General features: G+C 68.9%; 18 protein-coding genes. 15 read left to right on the forward strand and 3 right to left on the reverse strand.

Going from position 1 to position 20,361, the window contains the following annotated elements:
• The first annotated feature begins 59 nt into the window (after window positions 1-59).
• From J7E45_RS15780 to J7E45_RS15800, 5 genes are all read left to right on the forward strand, one after another.
• Window positions 60-1,163 (forward strand): ABC transporter substrate-binding protein, encoded by a 1,104-nt coding sequence (locus J7E45_RS15780; RefSeq protein ID WP_251054328.1) that lies wholly within the window; start codon window positions 60-62, stop codon window positions 1,161-1,163.
• A complete protein-coding gene (locus J7E45_RS15785) occupies window positions 1,163-1,960 on the forward strand; it encodes an ABC transporter ATP-binding protein (protein WP_167634350.1) in 798 nt (265 codons plus the stop codon). The genes J7E45_RS15780 and J7E45_RS15785 overlap by 1 nt, the downstream gene beginning before the upstream one ends.
• Complete coding sequence (locus tag J7E45_RS15790; protein WP_215070505.1) at window positions 1,953-2,801, forward strand: ABC transporter permease; 849 nt, start codon at window positions 1,953-1,955, stop codon at window positions 2,799-2,801. Before J7E45_RS15785 ends, J7E45_RS15790 begins: the two co-directional genes overlap by 8 nt.
• A 109-nt stretch (window positions 2,802-2,910) precedes the next feature.
• Window positions 2,911-4,290: an NtaA/DmoA family FMN-dependent monooxygenase gene (locus tag J7E45_RS15795; RefSeq protein ID WP_091029668.1), complete on the forward strand. Its 1,380-nt coding sequence runs from the start codon at window positions 2,911-2,913 to the stop codon at window positions 4,288-4,290.
• Window positions 4,283-5,167, forward strand: a complete 885-nt coding sequence (locus J7E45_RS15800) for a ribokinase (RefSeq protein WP_215070506.1) — start codon at window positions 4,283-4,285, stop codon at window positions 5,165-5,167. Before J7E45_RS15795 ends, J7E45_RS15800 begins: the two co-directional genes overlap by 8 nt.
• Before the next feature lie 4 nt (window positions 5,168-5,171).
• Here J7E45_RS15800 and J7E45_RS15805 read toward each other — a convergent pair whose 3' ends face one another.
• Window positions 5,172-5,771 (reverse strand): PadR family transcriptional regulator, encoded by a 600-nt coding sequence (locus J7E45_RS15805; protein WP_091029674.1) that lies wholly within the window; start codon window positions 5,769-5,771, stop codon window positions 5,172-5,174.
• A 103-nt stretch (window positions 5,772-5,874) separates the two neighbouring features.
• On the opposite strand from J7E45_RS15805, the gene J7E45_RS15810 reads away from it, so the two are divergent.
• From J7E45_RS15810 to J7E45_RS15820, 3 genes are all read left to right on the forward strand, one after another.
• Complete coding sequence (locus J7E45_RS15810) at window positions 5,875-6,384, forward strand: flavin reductase family protein (protein ID WP_215070508.1); 510 nt, start codon at window positions 5,875-5,877, stop codon at window positions 6,382-6,384.
• Window positions 6,381-6,791 carry a riboflavin kinase gene (locus J7E45_RS15815; RefSeq protein WP_215070510.1) on the forward strand — a complete coding sequence of 137 codons (411 nt, stop codon included), beginning with the start codon at window positions 6,381-6,383 and terminating at the stop codon, window positions 6,789-6,791. Before J7E45_RS15810 ends, J7E45_RS15815 begins: the two co-directional genes overlap by 4 nt.
• Before the next feature lie 88 nt (window positions 6,792-6,879).
• Window positions 6,880-7,353 carry a hypothetical protein gene (locus tag J7E45_RS15820; RefSeq protein WP_215070512.1) on the forward strand — a complete coding sequence of 158 codons (474 nt, stop codon included), beginning with the start codon at window positions 6,880-6,882 and terminating at the stop codon, window positions 7,351-7,353.
• Between the two features lie 27 nt (window positions 7,354-7,380).
• On the opposite strand, the gene J7E45_RS15825 is transcribed toward J7E45_RS15820, so the two are convergent.
• On the reverse strand, window positions 7,381-9,165 hold the full coding sequence (locus tag J7E45_RS15825; RefSeq protein WP_215070514.1) for a GAF domain-containing protein: 1,785 nt from the start codon (window positions 9,163-9,165) through the stop codon (window positions 7,381-7,383).
• Between the two features lie 209 nt (window positions 9,166-9,374).
• Here J7E45_RS15825 and J7E45_RS15830 point away from each other — a divergent pair, with 209 nt between their 5' ends.
• Window positions 9,375-10,019, forward strand: coding sequence for a response regulator transcription factor (locus J7E45_RS15830; RefSeq protein WP_215070516.1), 645 nt, complete (start codon window positions 9,375-9,377; stop codon window positions 10,017-10,019).
• A 492-nt stretch (window positions 10,020-10,511) separates the two neighbouring features.
• Here the strand turns inward: J7E45_RS15830 and J7E45_RS15835 are convergent, their stop codons facing one another.
• Entirely contained in the window at window positions 10,512-12,026 is a 1,515-nt protein-coding gene (locus tag J7E45_RS15835) for a PucR family transcriptional regulator (RefSeq protein WP_167634340.1), read from the reverse strand.
• Between the two features lie 97 nt (window positions 12,027-12,123).
• Here J7E45_RS15835 and gabT point away from each other — a divergent pair, with 97 nt between their 5' ends.
• From gabT to J7E45_RS15865, 6 genes are all read left to right on the forward strand, one after another.
• Window positions 12,124-13,485, forward strand: a complete 1,362-nt coding sequence (gene gabT, locus J7E45_RS15840; RefSeq protein ID WP_215070518.1) for a 4-aminobutyrate--2-oxoglutarate transaminase — start codon at window positions 12,124-12,126, stop codon at window positions 13,483-13,485.
• A gap of 79 nt (window positions 13,486-13,564) precedes the next feature.
• Entirely contained in the window at window positions 13,565-14,947 is a 1,383-nt protein-coding gene (locus J7E45_RS15845) for an NAD(P)/FAD-dependent oxidoreductase (protein ID WP_215070520.1), read from the forward strand.
• Entirely contained in the window at window positions 14,947-15,831 is an 885-nt protein-coding gene (locus tag J7E45_RS15850; RefSeq protein ID WP_215070522.1) for a universal stress protein, read from the forward strand. The genes J7E45_RS15845 and J7E45_RS15850 overlap by 1 nt, the downstream gene beginning before the upstream one ends.
• Window positions 15,831-17,378, forward strand: a complete 1,548-nt coding sequence (locus J7E45_RS15855) for an APC family permease (protein WP_215070524.1) — start codon at window positions 15,831-15,833, stop codon at window positions 17,376-17,378. Before J7E45_RS15850 ends, J7E45_RS15855 begins: the two co-directional genes overlap by 1 nt.
• A 22-nt stretch (window positions 17,379-17,400) precedes the next feature.
• On the forward strand, window positions 17,401-18,867 hold the full coding sequence (locus J7E45_RS15860; RefSeq protein WP_215070526.1) for an NAD-dependent succinate-semialdehyde dehydrogenase: 1,467 nt from the start codon (window positions 17,401-17,403) through the stop codon (window positions 18,865-18,867).
• Window positions 18,868-18,892: 25 nt separating this feature from the next.
• Window positions 18,893-20,257 (forward strand): NAD-dependent succinate-semialdehyde dehydrogenase, encoded by a 1,365-nt coding sequence (locus tag J7E45_RS15865; RefSeq protein WP_215070528.1) that lies wholly within the window; start codon window positions 18,893-18,895, stop codon window positions 20,255-20,257.
• Window positions 20,258-20,361 lie beyond the last annotated feature (104 nt).

The raw sequence follows: 20,361 nt of genomic DNA on the forward strand, positions 1-20,361 counted from the left end.
ATCTTGACTATGTTACTTTCAACGAGCCATCAATGACGAACGGCCGAGAAGGGACCCTCATGGCTACTTCCTCTGCGGAAACCCGATTCCGCATCACTGCCACCCTGACGTGCGTTCTCGCCGCCACGCTGACGCTCGGAGCATGCTCCGCGCAGACGCCAGGCGGCGATTCCGCCCCCACGAGTGCGAGCGACACCGACGCCTGCAAGCGCAATCAGGATGCCGGCACCATCACCTACATCTCCGGCTACGGCTACTCCGCCAGCGCCGGTCAGCTCGACGTGTTCCTCGCCGAGGAGCTGGGCTACTTCGACGACCTCTGCCTCGATGTCGAGATCAACGCCTCCGGCGCGAACGGGCAGCAGCTCGTCGCATCCGGTCAGGCGCAGTTCACGGCGCTCGGCTCCGCATCCGATGTGATGCTGGCCGCGGCGAACAGCAAGAACCTCACGGCCGTCGCCACCTACGGCACCACCCCGCCGTTCTCCATCTTCGGCAACGAGAAGCTCGACAGTCTCAAGGATCTCGAGGGCGGATCGCTCGGGTACTTCATCAACCTGACCCCGATCGCCTCTGCCATGCTCGACGAGGCCGGTGTCGACGTCTCGAAGGTCGAGATGGTCAAGATGACCAACTACGACCCGACCGTCGTGGTGCGCGAGCAGGTCGACGCGATCGTCGGCTACGCCTCCAACCAGCCGCAGTCCCTCAAGGCGCAGGACCTGCCGTTCAGCGAATTCCTCCCCTCCGACCTCGGCGTCGAGGGCACGTACAACGTGATGGAGGTCAACTCCCGCTTCCTCGACGAGCACCGTGAGGTCGCCGCCGACTTCATGCGGGCGAGCCTCAAGGCGCTCCAGTACTGCCTCGACGAGTCGGACGCCTGCATCGACAAGCTCGCGAAGCTGGCCGAGAACAACAACCAGGGCGCCGCGTTCCCGCGCGACCAGCTGGCCCGCACGTGGGAGGTCGAGTCCGCGTGGGTGCGTGAGAGCGCCGGCGGAAACCCCGGCGTGCAGAACGAGTCGATGTGGGAGCCGGAGTACGCGCTCGTCGAGAAGTACGGCGACGTCAAGGACCTGCCCGCGATCGCCGACATGATGGACGCCGACCTGGTCGCCGACCTCTACGACGGCGACACCCTGACTTGGCCGGCGAAGTGATGTCGGTCGCGCGGGGAGCAGGCGTCGAGGTCAGAAACGTCACCAAGTCCTTCGGCGTCGACGGCGCTCAGGTCACGGTGCTCGACGATGTGAGCCTGACGATCGGCATGGGCGAGTTCGTGTCGGTGATCGGTCCGAGCGGCTGCGGCAAATCCACGCTGCTCAAGGTGGTCGCCGGCCTCCTCGACGCCGACTCCGGCACCGTCACGATCGACGGCGAGAGCGTCACGGCGGCCTCGCGCGACAAGAAGATCGGCCTCGTGCCGCAGTCACCCGCACTGCTGCCGTGGAAGACGGTGCGCGAGAACGTCGAGCTGCCGGTGCGCATCAACGCCAAGGCGAACTCCGGGCGAGCGCTGCGCGACCCCGAGGAGCTGCTGTCGACGTTCGGGCTCGGACAGGCGATGAAGAAGTATCCCGGTCAGCTCTCGGGCGGCATGCAGCAGCGCGCCGCGATCGCCAGGGCGTTCGTGTTCGACCCGGCCATCATGCTGATGGACGAGCCGTTCTCTGCCCTCGACGAGATGAACCGGGACTTGCAGCGGATCGCGCTGCTGGAGTTCTGGCAGTCGAACCGCAAGGCCGTCATGTTCGTCACGCACTCGGTGCCGGAGGCGATCATGCTCTCCGACCGCATCGTGGTGATGGCCGCCCACCCGGGGCGCATCGCCCAGGTGATCGACGTGAACCTGCCGCGACCACGCGACGAGCAGTCGTATGCCACGGAGGAGTTCCGCGAGATGGAAGCAGTCGTGCGCGATGCGCTGCGCGCGCAGACGGAGAAGGCCCATGTCTGAGCTGACGATGAGAGACACGACCGCGACCCTCGCGACCGCCCGCTTGAGGGCCCAGCCGCATCGGGGCATCCCCGCCTGGCTGCGCTGGGGATCGTGGGGTCCGACTCTGATCACGTTCGTGATCGCCGCGCTGCTCTGGCAGGTCGTGGCCTGGACCAACCCGTATGTGCTCCCGACGCTGGAGGCGATCGGCGGCAGCCTCGTCGATGACGCCGGCATGTACTGGTCGAACTTCCTCGTCACGCTGCTCGAAGTGGTGGTCGGCGCCTCCGCCGGTATCCTCGCCGGTTTCCTGCTGGCGGTGGTCATGGCCGAGTTCCAGATCATCGAGCGGGCTGTGATGCCGCTCGTGATCATCGTGATGGTGACCCCGATCGTGGCGATCGCCCCGGCGCTGGTCGTGGCCTTCGGGTTCGGCATGGTGCCGAAGTTCATCGTGACGGGGCTCGTGGTCTTCTTCCCGATGCTCGTGAACTCGCTGGCCGGTCTCCGCGATGTCGATCAGAAGGCGATGGATGTCTTCAAGACGCTGCACGCCTCGAGGTGGGAGATCTTCCGGGAACTGCGATTCCCCGGCAGCATGCCCTATGTGTTCGCAGGGCTCCGCATCGCCCTGCCGCTCGCGGTGGTCGGCGCCGCGGTCGCCGAGTTCGTCGCGGCAGGCCAGCAGGCCGGTCTCGGCTCGCTCGTCACCACCTCCGCTGCACAGGCGAACCTGCCCGTCACCTGGGCGAGCATCGCCCTGCTCTGTCTGCTCGGTGTGCTCCTGATCATCGTCCTCGCCCTGGTGCGCAAGCGCGTGCTCTGGTGGAGCGACGGCGAGGTCACGGCCAAGGGCTGACACGGCATCCGGATCCCGGGGCGGGCGCTCCACCCGCCCCGGGGTTCCTCCGGCGTGCCCGGAACCACTCCAGAACGACCAGAACCACCCACAAGGAAGGCACCCGCACATGACCGATCAGAACACCGTCAAGCAGCTGCGCCTCGGCCTCTTCGAGAACGCCCAGGCGAATGACTCCGGCACCGCCACCTGGCGTCACCCCGACAACGGGCGCTACCTGTTCGACAAGCTCGAGTACTGGCGCGACACCGCACGCATGGTCGAAGACGCCGGGTTCGACTTCCTGTTCCTCGCGGATGCCTGGGGCTGGGCCGACGTCGCGGGCGAGCGTCCCGACATCTGCTCGACCGAAGGGCTCGACCTGCCGCGGCTCGACCCGGCGATCATCCTCGCCGCCCTCATTCCCGAGACCACGCGTCTGGGCCTCGTGGCCACCGGCTCGACCCTCCTCGAGCCGCCCTACTCGTTCGCTCGCCGGATGGCGACGCTCGACATCCTCTCCGGCGGCCGCATCGGCTGGAACGTCGTCACCACCGGCACGGCCGACACCGCGGTGCAGGGCTTCGGCGTGCCGATGGTCGGTCATGACGAGCGCTACCTGATGGCCGACGACTTCATGCAGGTCGTCTACAAGCTGTGGGAGCAGGCGTGGGAGGAGGGAGCGCTGGAGCGCGACAAGTCCGGCCGCTTCGCCGACCCGTCCAAGGTGCACCGGATCGCGCACGACGGCCCCTACTTCCGTTCGCACGGTTACGGCAACACGTCGCGCTCGCCGCAGGGCACCCCGGTGCTATTCCAGGCAGGGGCGTCGCCCGCCGGCCGTGAGTTCGGCGGCAAGCACGGCGAGGCGATCTTCGTCGGCAGCGGCTCCGTCGAGCAGCTCCGCGCACACTCCTCGGCGATCCGCGAGGAGGCCGTGAAGAACGGACGCGGAGCCGACGAGGTCAAGATCATGTCGGCGTTCGCCGCGATCGTCGGCAGCACGGAGGAAGAGGCGCAGCGCAAGTACGCCGAGGTCGCCGACGCGCAGAACCCGGATGTCACGGTCGCCTCGTACGCCTGGTTCACCGGCCTCGACCTGTCGGCGTACGCGCCGAACACGCCGATGTCCGAGCTGAGCACCGAGCTCTCGCAGACGCAGGTCGCCCGCTTCGCCGACAAGACCGTCGGCGACGTGCTCGGCGACTGGCACGCGCACGGTGTCGGCGCCCGCCCTATCGTGGGCACCCCCGAGCAGGTGGCTGACCGGATGATCGAGCTCGCCGACGGGGCCGACCTCGACGGGTTCCTCTTCGCCCCCGTCATCCCGCCGGCATCGACCGTCGACTTCATCGAGCATGTGCTGCCGATCCTCAAGGAGCGCGGCGCGATCGTCGAACCCTCGTCGGAGCCGCAGTCGCTGCGCGAGCGTCTGATCGGCACGCCGACCCCGGCACTCGCCGGTTCGCACACCGGATCGCAGTACCGGCGGACGATGTCGCGTGTCTGACACCCTCACCGGTGTCGCCGTCGTGGGGAGCGCGAACCTCGACCTCGTGGTCGAGGTTCCGCGCCCCCCACGCGTCGGCGAGACCCTCCTCGGGCGAGCCGGCGGACGCTTCTCCGGCGGCAAGGGCCTGAATCAGGCCGTGGCATCCGCCCGTAGCGGGGCGCCCACGGGATTCTGCGCCGTGGTGGGAGCGGATGAGGCAGCCGACCTGCTGCAGCAGACGCTGACGGAGGCCGGAGTGGTGGCCGCTCTCCGCCGCAGCGATACCGCACCGACCGGGGTGGCCCACGTGCTCGCCCTCGATGGCGGGGACAACAGCATCATCGTCGCGGCCGGCGCCAACGGCGACCTCACACCGGAAGACGCGGTCACCGGGATCGCGGGAGCTGCGGTCGTGCTCGCGCAGCTCGAGGTGCCGGTAGAGAGCGTCGCTGCCGCACTGCGCGCGGCTCGAGCTGCCGGCGCACTGACGATCCTCAACGCCGCCCCCGCGCATGCCGCGACGATCAGGATGCTCGGCGATGTCGATGTCCTGGTCGTGAACGAGACCGAGTGCGTCGAGCTCGGCGGCATCGACCGACTTCACGAGGCCGGCGCGCAGACGGTCGTCCTCACACAGGGTGCCGGGGGAGTGACGCTTCACCGCTCGGGAAGAGGTCCCGTGCACGTCGCCGCCTTCCGGATCGACCCGGTGGACACGACGGGGGCAGGCGATGCCTTCTGCGGTGCGCTCGCCGCTGCGCTCTCCCAGGGAGAGGGGATCGAGGAAGCTCTGGTCCGCGCCTGCGCCGCCGGAGCCGTCGTGGCTCAGCACCGCGGGGCGACCACGCCGGCGCTGACGCCCGGATCGATCGCGACACTCGTCGCGTCGCGCTGAGTCGCTACTGCGTGGGGGCCGCGGCGGGTGCGGCCTCTTCCGTCTCGCCGGCGAACGTGTACTCCCCGCCGCGCAGACGCTCCAGAAGGTCGAGCAGCCACTGCTTCTCGGCCGTGAGCCGCGCCGTGGACAGGTCGAAGATCTCCCGCACGTACTTCGGGGTGGTCTCGGAGCGCAGCGTGTCCTGCACGTCGAAGCCGTTCTGCGTGATGATGGCGTCGCTCTTGATGAGGCGGTGCTCGAGACCGGCGATGACCTCCTGCCGACTCAGCACGAACATGAACGAGGCCACCGTCATGATCGCCTGGGTGTCGAAGGCCGCCACGTTCCAGAGGTTCTCGCGCAGCATCCGCTGCAACTCGACCTCGCCGGACGGCGTGATCCGGTAGGTCGTGCGTGCCGGGCGCTTGCCTTCCGCCTCGGTGCCGCTCTCGGCGATGTAGCCGTCGACCTCCAGGGCGCGCAGCGCGTTGTAGATGGATCCGGGCTGGATGTGCGCCCATTCATCGACGTGCCATGTCATGAGCTCGCGGCGGAGGAAGTACCCGTGCACGGGCTGGAACTGCTTCACGGCGCCGAGGACGACGAGGCGGGTGGTCGACATGCCCCTCATGCTAACGGCTGCGATCTCAGATTTCGGTTGTTTGCATGATCAAAGTTGCCTACAATCAAAACTAGTCAAAGTTGACTAACGAAAGGAAGCCGAAATGACGTCTGCCGTGACCGACGCCCTGCCCCGCGACCTGGCCCTCCGCCGGGCGTTCTCGGTGTACCCGACCGGTGTCGTCGCCCTCGCCGCGCACCTCGACGACCGTGCCGTCGGGATGGCGGTCAACTCCTTCACGTCGATCTCGCTCGAGCCCGCCCTCGTCGCCATCAGCGCAGCGCGGACCTCGAAGACCTGGCCGCTGCTCCGCGAGGTGCCCGAGCTCGGCATGAGCGTGCTGGCCGCGCATCACGAGCCGCTCAGTCGCTCGCTCTCGGCGCGTGAGGGCGATCGCTTCGGCGGGCATGACTGGCAGCGCACCGAGGGCGGCGCCGTGCTGATCTCGGATGCCGCGCTCTGGCTCACCTGCCGCCTGCACAGCACCTTCGACGGCGGGGACCACGAGATCGCCCTGTATGAGATCGCCGACATCACGCTGTTCGACGACGTGGAGCCGCTGGTCTTCCATCAGAGCCGCTATCGGTCGATCGCCGGGTCTGCGAGCGCGTGAGCACTTCGCCGTCCGCGATCGTCGTCGGCGTGGTCGTGCCCGGTGACGGGCGGGGGCGCGAGCTCGGCTTCCCGACGGCGAACCTGGCGCTGGACGGCAGCGACCTGCCCGCCGATGGGATCTACGCGGCGTGGACGCGTATCGACGACGAACCGGAGGTCTGGCCCGCGAGCGTCAGCGTCGGGACGAATCCGACCTTCGCCGGCGACCGGGAGAGGCGGGTCGAGGTGCATCTGCACGATGTGAACCTCGATCTGTACGGCCGGACGCTGGCGGTGACGCTCGTCGCCCGGCTGCGGCCCACGCTGCACTTCGAGGGGGTCGATGCGCTGGTCTCGCAGAGCGCGGACGATGTCCGCCGCTGTCGACGGCTGCTGGCCGGTCGCGGACCGGCTGGGGTTGCCTGAGAGCGACGGTCGCCGCAGATCGAGTACTGTTTTACATTTCACTCCTGTGGTACTTTCTCCGCATCACCGACGATCCGGAGGAACATCCATGCTCGCCCGCAAGAAGACCGCTCTCCTCACATCCACCGTCGTGGCCCTCACCCTGTCGCTGACAGGGGTGTCCTCGGCGTACGGCGCCACCGGCTACGCCACATCCGAAGTCGCGGCCGCGACGAGCGTCGGCGTGCGGGCTGCGGGGGACGAGGCCGCTCTCGATCCTCGCCTCGCGTCGTCGACCGACCTGGAGCTGCTGCTGCTCATCATGACGGGGCGCGGAGTCCTCGCCGATGCGCACCCCGAACTGATCGCCGAGCTCGGCATCACCGTGTCCACGCAGACCGAGGCAGACGGGATGGCTGCCATCGCCGCGCAGTTCCTCGCCGCGTCCCCCGCATTCTCCGCGACCCGGGCGCCCGCGATCAGGAGCACCGACCCGGCCGTGAGGGACCAGGGCATCTCCGGATTCATGACGGACTTCATGGCCTATGTGATGTCGCACTGCCGGCCCTCGTGCACCGTGTGACCAGTCGGCTCCGACCGCAGCGGACGCTCACTCCGTCGAGCGACCGCGGGGCAGTTCGTGTCGAGCGCCGTCCTCACTGCGGCGACGCCCCGGTGGCGGCGCCGCCTTGTCGGGGCATACGGGTCGGGGGACGCTCCAGCGTGCCGTTGTTCCGCGGTCCGTCCGCTGATCCAGCGTGAACGTGCCGCCATGCAGCGCGGCGCGCTCCGCGAGGTTCTCGGTCCCGCCGGGGTCACCGAGGGACTCGGCGATGCCGTCACCGTCATCCTGCACCGAGACGACCACCTCCTTCTCCGAGACGGCGACGCTGACGGCGCAGCTGCTGGCCTGCGCATGGTGGGCGACGTTGGCGAGCGCCTCGCGGATGACGGCGACCACATCATCGGCGAGCTTCCCGGTGACGACCGGATCGACCGGACCCACGAAGGTGACCGTCGGCGCGGACGGCAGCGCCGGAGTGAGCTCCGTGATCACATCGAGCGCCCGTCGGCGCACGGGACGATCCTTGCTCTTCACCCGGCGCGTCCGGAGCGAGAATATCCCCGAACGGATGTCGGTGATGGCCGCATCGATCTCCGCGACGTGCTGCTCGAGTTCTTCGGCGTGAGCGGGGTCGGTGGCGGCGAACGCCTGCAGGCTCATCCCCGTCGCGAACAGCCGCTGGATGACGTTGTCATGCAGGTCGCGGGCGATGCGGTTGCGCTCTTCGATGATGTCGAGGTGCTGCCGATCCTCTCGAGCCCAGGCGAGCGAGGTCGCGAGACCCGCCTGGGCGACGAAATCGGAGATCGCGTCGATCTCGTTCGGAGAGAAGTCGCTGCCGGATGCCGCTCGCGTGACGCACAGGGCTCCGATCGCATGCCCGGCGGCCACCAGGGGGACGGCCACCGTGGGTCCCGCGGCATCCTGGTCTCCTGCCAGGCTGGTGTGGGTGGCCTCGTCGGTGAGGCTCCCGCTCACCACGCCTCCACTGGCGATGGCGTGCGCGGCGACCGAGCTCGCCGCCGGGAGGACGCCGTGTTCGTACGCGGCGGACAGCGGACCTCGAGCAGCGTCGATGCGGAGGTGGTCGGCATCCACGTGGACGACGATCGTCACGAGGTCGCAGGCGACCACGTGGGTGACGCGTTCCGCCATGACGTCGAGGATGTCCTCGCGCTGAGGGGTCAGGAGCACGGCGCTCACATCCGAGAGCGCTCGATTCAGGCGCTGCTGGCGACGAGCCTCCTCGGCCTCGCGCGCGTTGTGGACGGTGATTCCCGCGGTCACGGCCATCGACTCGATGAGCTCCTCATCCTCGATCGTGAAGACACCGGTGCGGCGGTTCGACAGCACGAGGACGCCACACACCTCGCCGTGGCTTCGGACCGGAACCCCGAGGAACCCCTCCATGACAGGGTGATGCGGAGGGAACCCTGCGGATCGAGGGTCATCGCTCATCTGGTTCAGACGGATCGTGCGGCCGCTGTCGACCACCGCGCGGAACAGCGTCCCAGGTTCCGGCGGATCGGCGATCGCGACCGCAGTCCGCTGATCGATGCCCACGTGGATGAAACGCTCGACGGTGCCGGCCGCATCGATCACGATCAAGGCGCCGTAGCGGGCTTCGATGAGGTCGGCGGCGGCCCGGACGATGCGGGTGAGAACCCGGTCGGCGTCGAGCTGGCCCGCCGTGTCCGGCGAGAAGCCGACCAGACCGCGGAGCTGACGGCGGGTGGCGAGAAGTCGAGGTGCGCGTGTCGCGGGAGCGTCGTCCCCGTCATCCTGCTGGGGGCCGGGCGTAATATGCGTCTGTCGGCATCTGTCCTGCATCCCTCCACCTTCCCCGGAGACCGACCGGTCTGCAACGCTCAGCCGGTATATGGCAGGCGCGTCGCCGGCGGGGATCCCGATACCGGAGGTCCGCACACCCGATCGAGCCGGGACCATGGTCCCGGTCGTGGCCGCGCAACGCCCGTTACGGTGCCAGAGACGTGCCCCGGCAGACCGGATGCGCGAGCGGGTACAGGAGAGTGTCGGGCATGATCGCAGTGTTCCTGGTCGACGATCATGAGATGGTGCGCCGGGGCGTTGCGGGTGTGATCCAGGCCACTCCGGATCTCGAGGTCGTCGGCGAGGCGGGGGGCTGTCGGGAGGCGACGAGGCGGATCGCGGCCACGCTTCCCGATGTCGTGGTCCTCGATGTACACCTGCCGGACGGCAGCGGGATCGACCTGTGCCGGGCCATCCGGCAGCGGCACCCGGGCATGCGGTGCCTGATCCTCACGGCCTACGACGACGACGACGCGGTGATCGCGGCCGTGATGGCCGGGGCGGACGGGCACCTGCTCAAGACGGTGCGCGCTGCGGACCTTCCGGAAGCCGTGCGCGCCGTCGCTGCGGGCCGTCGGCTGCTCGATCCCGCCACGGTGCGTCGGGCGACGGGCCAGGTCGCCTCGGGATCCACGGATTCCGCTGATCCGCGGTTCGCGTCCTTGAGCATGCGCGAACGGCAGATCCTCGCTCTCATCGCCGACGCCCTGACGAACCGGCAGATCGCGGACCGCCTCGGCCTCGCCGAGAAGACGATCAAGAACTACGTCACCTCGATGCTCGGGAAGCTGGGTTTCACGCACCGGACGCAGGCGGCGGTCTTCGAACTCTCGCGGATGCACGACGAAGGCTGACGAGCTGATGGCCCTGCCTCGGCGTTCGAGTGCCGGCGCGGTGGCGTGCGCGGACCGAAGCCCTCCCGGCGGGAGGTCGAGGGACGAATGGCCCTACGGTGCTGCCTTCTTCTGAGTGAGGGTGGCAGAGGACGATCCGGAGCAGGGAGAAGGGACGAGACGGTGAGTAGGGCGATGCACAGCGACTCCGTGAGGCTGCGGAACGTCTGGGCGGAGCGCGGTGCGAACGACGATGGGGGCGTTCGTCCGGTGATGGGGACTGCGTGGGTGGCTTGTGGGGGAGCCGTCCGAGCGGTCGCGGGGCTGTGCGCGTGGCTGTGGGAGCTGCGCGGATGGCTGTCCGGGGTTGCGGACGGCGGGGGAGCCGTTCGGGGGATGCGGACGGTTGTGGGAGCCGTCCGGGGATGAACGGATGGCCGTGGGGGCTGTTCGGGCGGCGAGGGGCGGGTGGGCCGCCCGCCCCTCGCTGGTCACCCGCGGGTCGTGCGCGGCTCAGTCCCGGGCTGTCTGCAGGAGGGTCCACAGCTCGGCGCGTGCCGGGAATGCCGAGAGGTCGATGTCGAGCAGGCCCCCGGCCTGAGCGATGCGGGACCGCAGGGTGTGCCGATGCACCCCGAGGGCTGATGCGGCGGGTTCGGCCCTCGCATCGTGCTCCAACCAGGTGCGCAGCGAGCGCTCCAGCTCGGCCCCGGTGCGGGCATCGTGCTCGCGCAGTGGCGCGAGACGCGACTCCGCGACGAGACGCGCTTCATCGGTCGCCAGCGCGGTGAGGATGCTGGAGCCCACCGTCTCGGAGTATCGGGCGACCCCGTGCGTTCCCTGTTGGCGAAGAGCAGTCAGAGCCTGCGCGTGCGCGCGGGCGAACGAGTCGTAGCCGTCGGGATCGGAGACGCCGATGCGGATGCCGAAGCGCGTGGCGACCTCGTCGAAGAGGCCTTCCTCGCCGGCGGAGACGCACATGGTCACGCCGTCCTCGGACTCGGCGAGGAAGACGGGAGTGCCGTGCTCGGAGCGATGCCGCTCCCACCATTCGCCCAGCGGGCCGGCAGGGGCATCCGCGGCGACGGCCACGATCACCGGAGCAGGGGGCAGGCCGCCGAGCACTCTTCTCGCCAGCGTGGGATCGTCGGCGAGCAGGGAGCCGAGGAGCTGGGCGTGCAGGCGCCGCCGGCTCCGTGCGAGCTGTTCGCTCTGCTCCATCGCGAGCCCCGCCATGGCGATCACCGACGTCACGACCGACCGCGCCTCCGGGTCGAGCGCGTCGAGCGCCAGAGCGATCACTCCCCGCAGGTGCCCGCCGCGGCCCACGGTGAACAGCATGAATGCGTGATCTCCGAGAGTGAGCGACTGACTCGCTTCCAGCCCGCGCGTGAGGATCTCCATCACCCGCTCGCTCAGGGCGTCGAGTAGCTCGGCATGGAGGCGGTCGCGCGGGTGGGCGGCGACGACCGCCCCCGCCGCATCGAACATTCCGGCCCAGACGTCGAGTCGTCGTCCGAGTTCCGCGATGGTCGCCTCGAGCCCGCTGGGCCGGAGAGCCGCCAGGGCGAGGGCGCGCTGGGTGTCGAGCGCCCAGGACCGTCGGGCGTAAGCCTGGGCGGCGATCGCCTCGGAGTGCGCGCGGGCGACCGCGATGAACGGCGTGCGGTACGGCACCGCGAACAGCGGCATCCCGTGCGCGGCGCACGAGGCGACGAGCTCCTCCGGAATGCCGGACCGATGCACCTCCGTGCCGAAGCCGAGCCCGAGGACCCCCCGTTCGGCGAGGCGTCCCACGTAGGTGTCGATGTCGACGGCCTCGTCGAACTGCGTGCCCGTGGTCAGCAATGCGAGGTCCTCGGAGAGGAAGGGGGTCGGGTCGGCCAGGTCGGAACTGTGCACCCAGCGCAGCGGGCGGTCGAGAGCCCCCTCCGGCAGGTCTTCTTCGAGGGGTACGAGTGCGAGCCCGAGGTCCCGACGGCGGAGCAGCGCCCGCAGCGTCGGCTGGTCGGGTTCGGTGGTGGCCATGATGAACCTCTCGGCTGTACAGTCTGGCGAACGCTTCGCCTAGATTGTACAAGGTGGCTAGTGCGAGGGGCTCTGCTGCCGCCGTACGCTCGCGAACATGGCACTCCTCGACACCGCAGCACCCGCAGTCCCTCTCGGCGGACCCGACCTCCCGCAGGAGCGTCGCCTGGTCACGGACCTTCCCGGCCCTCGCTCGGCCGAGATCCTCGCACGCAAGGCGGATGCCGTCGCGGCCGGGGTCGGGCACACCGTCCCGATCGCGGCCGTGGCTGCCGGTGGCGGAGTGATCGTCGACGCGGACGGCAACTCGCTGATCGACCTGGGCTCCGGCATCGCCGTGACCACGGTCGGCAACGCGCACCCCAAGGTCGCCGCAGCCGTGGCCGCCCAGGCCGCGCAGTTCACGCACACCTGCTTCATGATCTCGCCGTACGAGTCGTATGTCGGCGTCGCCGAGGCGCTCAACCGCATCACCCCCGGTGACTTCGCGAAGAAGAGCGCCCTGTTCAACTCCGGGGCAGAAGCTGTCGAGAACGCGATCAAGATCGCCCGCAAGCACACCGGTCGTCAGGCGGTCGTCGCCTTCGACCACGGCTACCACGGCCGCACGAACCTCACCATGGCGCTCACCGCCAAGTCGATGCCGTACAAGAGCGGCTTCGGTCCGTTCGCCCCCGAGGTCTACCGCGCACCGATGTCGTACCCGTTCCGCGACGGGCTCGATGGCGGCGACGCTGCGGCTCGCGTCATCCTGCAGCTCGAGAAGCAGATCGGCGCCGACAACCTGGCCGCTGTCATCATCGAGCCCATCCAGGGCGAGGGTGGCTTCATCGTCCCGGCCGACGGCTTCCTGCCGGCGATCGTCGATTGGTGCCGCGCGAACGGCGTCGTCTTCATCGCCGATGAGGTGCAGACCGGCTTCGCCCGCACCGGGCACATGTTCGCGAGCGAGATCTTCGGCATCGAGCCCGACCTGATCACCACGGCCAAGGGCATCGCCGGCGGCCTCCCGCTCGCGGCCGTCACCGGCCGCGCCGAGATCATGGACGCCTCGCACTCCGGTGGCCTCGGAGGCACCTACGGCGGCAACCCGATCGCCTGCGCCGCCGCCCTCGCCTCGATCGACGTGTTCGAGAACGACGGCGTGATCGAGCGCGCCCGTGAGATGGGCGCGATCCTCACGCAGCGTCTCACCTCGATCCAGCAGAACGACCCGCGCGTCGGCGACGTCCGCGGCCACGGCGCGATGATCGCCGCCGAGTTCGTCGATCCCGAGACCCAGGCTCCGGATGCCGCTCTCACGGCCGCGGTCGCCAAGGCCTGCATCGCTCAGGGTGTCATCGTCCTCACCTGCGGAACCTACGGGAACGTCATCCGCTTCCTTCCCCCGCTCTCGATCGGCGACGATCTGCTGAACGAGGGACTCGACATCGTCGCCGCGGCGCTCGCCGCGGCGTGACACCCCTGTCCGGTCGCGACCCCGATCGGGGGATTTCGGGTCGCGACCGGCACTGTTTCACCCAACGAAGGAGTTGCAGATGGCTGAGATCACTCGCGACGTACTGATCATCGGTGCCGGAGCCGCAGGGCTCACGGCGGCGAACGACCTCCGCAAGGCCGGCCTGTCGGTCGCCGTGCTGGAGGCCCGTGACCGCGTCGGCGGGCGCCTGTGGACCGACGTGATCGAGGGCGCCATGCTCGAGATCGGCGGCCAGTGGGTGTCGCCCGACCAGGCCGCGCTCAAGGACACGATCGAAGAGCTGGGGCTCGAGACCTACAGCCGCTACCGCGAAGGCGACAGCGTCTATGTCGGCCCCGACGGGAAGGCACACCGCTTCACGGGCGAGATGTTCCCGGTGGCGCCGGAGACCGAGGCCGAGATCGCCCGGGTCACCGAGATCCTCGACGCACTCGTCGCCGAGATCGACCCGGACCGTCCCTGGGCCCACCCCAGCGCCGAGGACTGGGACACGATCACCTGGGACGCCTGGCTGCGCTCGCAGACCGACGACGACGAAGCCGTGCGCAACCTGGCCTTCGCCACCGGCTCGGCGATGCTCACCAAGCCCACGCACTCCTTCTCCCTGCTGCAGTCGCTGCTGATGGCCGCGTCCGCCGGTTCCTACTCGAACCTCGTCGATGCCGACTTCATCCTCGACAAGCGAGTGGTCGGCGGTCTGCAGCAGGTTCCGCTGCGGCTCGCTGAGCGCCTGGGTGACGACGTACTGCTGAACCAGCCCGTGCGCGGTCTGGAATGGTCAGACACCGGCGTCATCGCCACCACCGACGAGCACACCGTGCGCGCCCGCCACGCGATCCTCGCGCATGCGCCGGTGCTCTACAGCCGCATCGCGTTCGATCCTCCGCTGCCACGCCGACAGCACCAGTTGCACCAGCATCTGTCGATGGGCTTCGTCATCAAGGTGCACGCCGTGTACGACCGGCCGTTCTGGCGTGAGCAGGGCCTCAGCGGCACCGCGTTCAGCCCGTACGAGCTCTCGCACGAGGCCTACGACAACACCAACCACGGCGACGAGCGCGGCACCCTGGTCGGCTTCGTCTCCGACGCCAACGCCGACGGCGTGTTCGAACTATCGGCTGAGGAGCGCAAGGAGCGCATCCTCGAATCGCTGTCGCACTATTACGGTCCGGAAGCCAAGAAGCCGGTCGTCTACTACGAGAGCGACTGGGGCAGCGAGGAGTGGACGCGCGGCGCGTACGCCGCGAGCTTCGACATGGGTGGCCTGCACCGCTACGGCGCGGACCTCCGCACGGCGGTCGGACCGATCCACTTCGCCTGCAGCGACATGGCCGGCGCCGGGTACCAGCACGTCGACGGCGCGATCCGCATGGGCCACCTCGTCGCATCGAACATCGTCGACGCGAGCCGCGACGCCGGCGCTGTCGAGAGCAGCAGCTGATGACCGGCTCGGTCGTCGTCGGATACACGGCGACGGATGCGGGAGCGGATGCCGCGGCGCTCGGCGCCCGGCTCGCCCGCAGCCTCGGTGCGACCCTGCACCTCGTGATCGTGCTGCCGAACGAGGGAACGCGCAGTGCCGCCGTCCCGCCGGAGCGCGCGTATGAGGAGCACATCAGGGCGCAGGCGCGGCAGTGGCTCAAGGACGCCGTCGTCCGGCTCCCGCAGGAGCTGACCCGCAGCGGGCATGTGCGCTTCTCCGAATCCTTCGCCGAGGGGCTCATCGCTGCCGGTGAGGAGTTCGGTGCCAGGCTGATCGTGATCGGCGCCGCGGGCGGGGGCATCTTCGGCCGTCACCGCCTCGGCAGCGTCGCCTCCGAGCTGTTGCACTCTTCGACCATCCCGGTGGCGCTGGCACCCGTGGGCGCCGCGCAGCAGGACGACCATGTGATCCCGCGTGTCACGGTCGCCGTCGGCACCCGCCCCGGCGCCGATGCGCTGCTCGATGAGGCGGTCGCCCTCGCCGGCGACAGCCACGTCGATCTCCGTCTCGTGTCCCTCGTGCCGTTCGACGTTCCTCCGGGGCTCGACACGGGCGCGATCCGCACGGTCGGAGACACGCACGGACAGGAGGTGCTCGCCGTCGCCTCGGAACTGCTGCCGGACGGCCGCACCGCCGCGGTCGAGAAGGCGCCGGGCGACTCCGTCGAAGACGCCGTCGCCCATCTCTCCTGGCTCCCGGGCGAGGTCGTCCTGGTCGGTTCCAGCAGGCTGGCGCAGCCGCGTCGCCTGTTCCTGGGCTCCACGGCAGCGAAGATGCTGCATGAGCTGCCCGTTCCCATGATCGTCGTCCCGCGTACCCGCAACGAAGCAGGAGACCGCTGATGAGCAGCACGAACCGGGCGACGGAGCCCGAATCCGGTGTCACGACCGGCATCTCCACCAAGGGCCTGAGCGCCGGAACGGTCGGCCTGATCGGCGCGGTCGTGATCGGCATCTCGTGCATCGCCCCCGCGTACACGTTCACCGCCGCCGTCGGCCCCGTGGCCTCCACGGTCGGGGCGCAGATCCCGGCCATCATATTGGTCGGCTTCATCCCGATGCTCCTCGTCGCGTTCGGCTACCGGGAGCTCAACAACCGGATGCCCGACTCCGGCACTTCCTTCACCTGGGCTGCACGCGCCTTCGGGCCGTGGATCGGGTGGATGGCGGGGTGGGGGCTGGTGGTCGCCACGATCCTGGTGCTCTCCAACCTCGCCGGCATCGCGGTCGACTTCCTCTTCCTGCTGCTCTCGCAGATCACCGGCAATCCGGACATCGCGGGTCTGGCCAGCGTCACCTGGATCAACATCGGGGTGTGCCTGCTGTTCATGCTCGGCGCGACCTGGATCTCGTACCGCGACATGCAGACGACGCAGAAGCTGCAGTACTGGCTGGTGAGCTTCCAGATCCTCGTCCTGCTGTTCTTCGCCGGCGCGGCGATCGTGCAGGCGGTGAACGGGAATGGCTTCGACTACCAGCCGTTCGACCTGAACTGGTTCAACCCGTTCGCCATCTCGTCGTTCAGTGCGGTCGCCGCCGGCCTGTCGCTCTCGATCTTCATCTTCTGGGGCTGGGACGTCACCCTCACCATGAACGAGGAGACCAAGGACCCGGAGAAGACACCGGGTCGCGCGGCCACGATCACCGTGGTCACGATCGTCACGCTGTACCTGCTGCTCGCCGTCGCGATGATCATGTTCGCCGGCGTCGGCACGGGAGCGCTGGGACTCGGCAACGAGGACATCCAGGAGAACGTGTTCTTCCACCTCTCCGGCCCGATCCTCGGCCCGCTCGCCTTCCTGGTGTCTCTCGCGGTGCTGACCAGCTCGGCGTCGTCGCTGCAGTCCACGTTCGTGGGCCCGGCGCGCACCCTGCTGGCGATGGGGCACTACGGCGCCCTGCCGAAGTCGTTCGCGAAGGTCAGCCCGCGCTTCTTCACCCCGGGGTACGCGACCATCGTGTCGGCGATCGTCGCGTCGGCTTTCTACGCGGTGATGCGCCTCGTGAGCGAGGACACGCTGTGGGACACCATCCTCACGCTCGGCATGATGATCTGCTTCTACTACGGGATCACCGCCTTCGCGTGCGTCTGGTACTTCCGCAAGCAGTGGTTCGACTCGACACGGAACTTCTTCTTCACGTTCCTGTTCCCGCTCGTCGGCGGGGCGATCCTCGCGGTGCTGTTCTTCACCACGCTGATCGACTCGATGGACCCCGCCTACGGCTCCGGTTCGAACATCGGCGGCGTCGGCATCGTCTTCATCCTCGGGATGCTGATCATCGTCGTCGGCATCGCGGTCATGATCTGGAACGCGGTCCGTCGGCCCGCTTTCTTCCGCGGCGAGACGCTGGGCATCGACGCACCGCCCAGCCGACGCAAGCGCGCATAGCCCTCCTCACAGAAAGAGAATCATGAGCACTCAGACCGAACAGGCGCTCCTGGACAGCATCCCCACCGGCCTCTTCATCGGCGGTCAGTGGATCGACGGCGAGACCGGCGGCACCTTCGACGTGCAGGACCCGGCGACCGGCACCGTGATCCGGACCATCGCTGACGCGACGCCGGCCGACGGCATCCGGGCCCTCGACGCCGCGGTCGCCGCTCAGGACGAGTGGGCGGCCACCGCCCCGCGCGTCCGCAGCGAGATCCTCCGCACGGCGTTCGACCTCGTGCAGGAGCACAAGGAGGACCTGGCCCTGCTCATGACGCTCGAGATGGGCAAGCCGCTCGCCGAGGCACGTGGCGAGGTTGTCTACGGCGGCGAGTTCCTGCGCTGGTTCAGCGAGGAGGCCGTGCGCATCAGCGGCCGCTACGGCATCAACCCCGAGGGCACTGGCCACATGGTCGTGTCGCAGCGTCCGGTCGGGCCGTCGTTCTTCGTGACGCCGTGGAACTTCCCGTTCGCGATGGCCACCCGCAAGATCGCGCCGGCCCTCGCGGCCGGTTGCACGGTCGTCATTAAGCCCCCGGCACTGACCCCGCTGACGACGATCTTCTTCGTCTCGCTGCTCGAGAAGGCGGGCCTTCCGGCAGGCGTCGTCAATGTCGTGCAGACGTCGAAGTCCAGCGCGCTGTCGGCACCGATCATCGCCGACCCGCGGCTGCGCAAGCTCTCCTTCACCGGATCGACCGAGGTGGGTCGCAAGCTCATCGCCCAGGCAGCCGAGGGTGTGCTGCGCGTGTCGATGGAGCTCGGCGGCAACGCGCCGTTCGTGGTGTTCGACGACGCCGACCTGGACAAGGCCGTGGAGGGCGCGCTCGCTGCGAAGTTCCGCAACATCGGCCAGGCCTGCACCGCAGCCAACCGCTTCATCGTGCACAAGGACGTCGCGGGTGAGTTCGCCAAGCGCGTCACAGAGCGGGTCAACGACATGAAGATCGGCCGCGGCACCGAGGACGGTGTGGCGATCGGACCGCTCATCGACGCGGATGCCGTCGCCAAGGCGGGCGAGCTCGTCGACGAGGCAGTCGGTCGCGGTGCGACTCTGCTCGCCGGTGGCAAGGCTGTGGAGGGCACCGGGACGTTCTACGAGCCCACCGTGCTCACGGACGTCGTCGCGGGTAGCGCGATCCTCCGCGAGGAGATCTTCGGCCCGGTGCTCGCGATCGCGACCTTCGAGACCGAGGACGAGGCCGTGCACCTGGCGAACGACACCGAGTACGGGCTCGTCTCGTACGTGTTCACCGAGAACCTGCAGCGCGGCCAGCGGATGATCGACAAGCTCGAGACGGGCATGATGGGTCTCAACGTGGGAGTCGTCTCCAACGCCGCCGCACCCTTCGGCGGAGTGAAGCAGTCCGGCGTCGGACGCGAGGGCGGGTTCGAGGGCATCCACGAGTACCTGTCCACCAAGTACACGCTGATCCCGGTCTCCTGACCGAGCAGCCAGAGGAGGAGAGAACATGACCGACTACGCCGTCATCAACCCCGCGACCGGAGAGACTCTGGCGTCCTTCGACACCTTCACGGACGACCAGATCGACCAGGCGGTCGCCGCCGCCGACGAGGCCCACCGCGAGTGGTCCCGCTCGTCGACCGTCGCTGATCGTGCAGCCCTCGTCCGCCGTGCGGCCGAGCTGCACCGCGAGCGTCGGGAGGAGCTCGCCGACATCTTCGTCCGCGAGATGGGCAAGCCCCGTGAGGCCGCCCTGGGCGAGGTCGACTTCGCCGCCGACATCGCCGAGTACTACGCCGACCAGGCGGAGTCGATCATGGCCGACCAGCCGATCGCGATCCTGGGAGAGGGGTCGGCCATCATCCGCCGCTCCTCGCTCGGGCCGCTCGTCGGCATCATGCCGTGGAACTTCCCGGCGTACCAGATCGTGCGCTTCGCCGCGCCGAACCTCATCGTGGGCAACACGATCCTGCTGAAGCCCGCGCCGCAGTGCCCGGAGTCGTCGTCCGCGATCGAGGCGATCTACCACGACGCCGGCTTCCCGAAGGGCGCCTACCAGAACGTGCTCGCCACGAACGAGCAGATCGCGACGATGATCGCCGATCCGCGCGTGCAGGGCGTCTCGCTCACGGGGTCCGAGCGTGCGGGTGCCGCGGTCGCCGAGATCGCCGGTCGCAATCTCAAGAAGGTCGCGCTCGAGCTGGGCGGGTCCGACCCGTTCATCGTGCTCTCGACAGACGATCTCGACGCGACCGTGCAGGCTGGCGTCGATGCGCGCCTCGACAACAACGGTCAGGCCTGCAACGGCGCCAAGCGCTTCATCGTCGTCGACGGGCTGTACGACGCGTTCGTCGAGAAGTTCACCGCGAAGATGGCCGCCGTCGAGGCGACGGATCCGACGCTTGACGACACGGTCCTCGGTCCGGTCGCCTCCGAGACGGCGGCCGAGAACCTGCAGAAGCAGATCGACCAGGCCGTCGAGCAGGGTGCGACGCTGCTCACCGGCGGCACCCGCGACGGAGCATTCTTCGCCCCGACCGTGCTCGCCGATGTGACGCCCGAGATGAACGTGTACCGCGAAGAGCTCTTCGGTCCCGCAGCCGTCGTCTACCGCGTGGCCGACGAGGACGCGGCGGTCGAGCTCGCGAACGACACGACCTTCGGCCTCGGCTCCTACGTCTTCACGACGGATGCCGAGCAGGCCGAGCGCGTCGCCGACAAGATCGAGGCGGGCATGGTCTACGTCAACCTCGTACTGGCCGACAGCCCCGAGCTGCCTTTCGGCGGCGTCAAGCGCAGCGGCACCGCCCGCGAGCTGGGCCACCTGGCCGCCGACGAGTTCGTGAACAAGAAGCTGATCCGCATCGGCTGAGGCGAGCAGGTCGGGGGCTCGCGCCCGGAAGGAGATCTCGCGGAATGAAGGAGCGGATGCCGCATCCACTCCTTCACACCGTGAGATCTCCTTCCTTTCGTGCG

It is taken from the genome of Microbacterium sp. ISL-59 (assembly GCF_018613945.1).
GTDB classification, from domain to species: domain Bacteria; phylum Actinomycetota; class Actinomycetes; order Actinomycetales; family Microbacteriaceae; genus Microbacterium; species Microbacterium oxydans_B.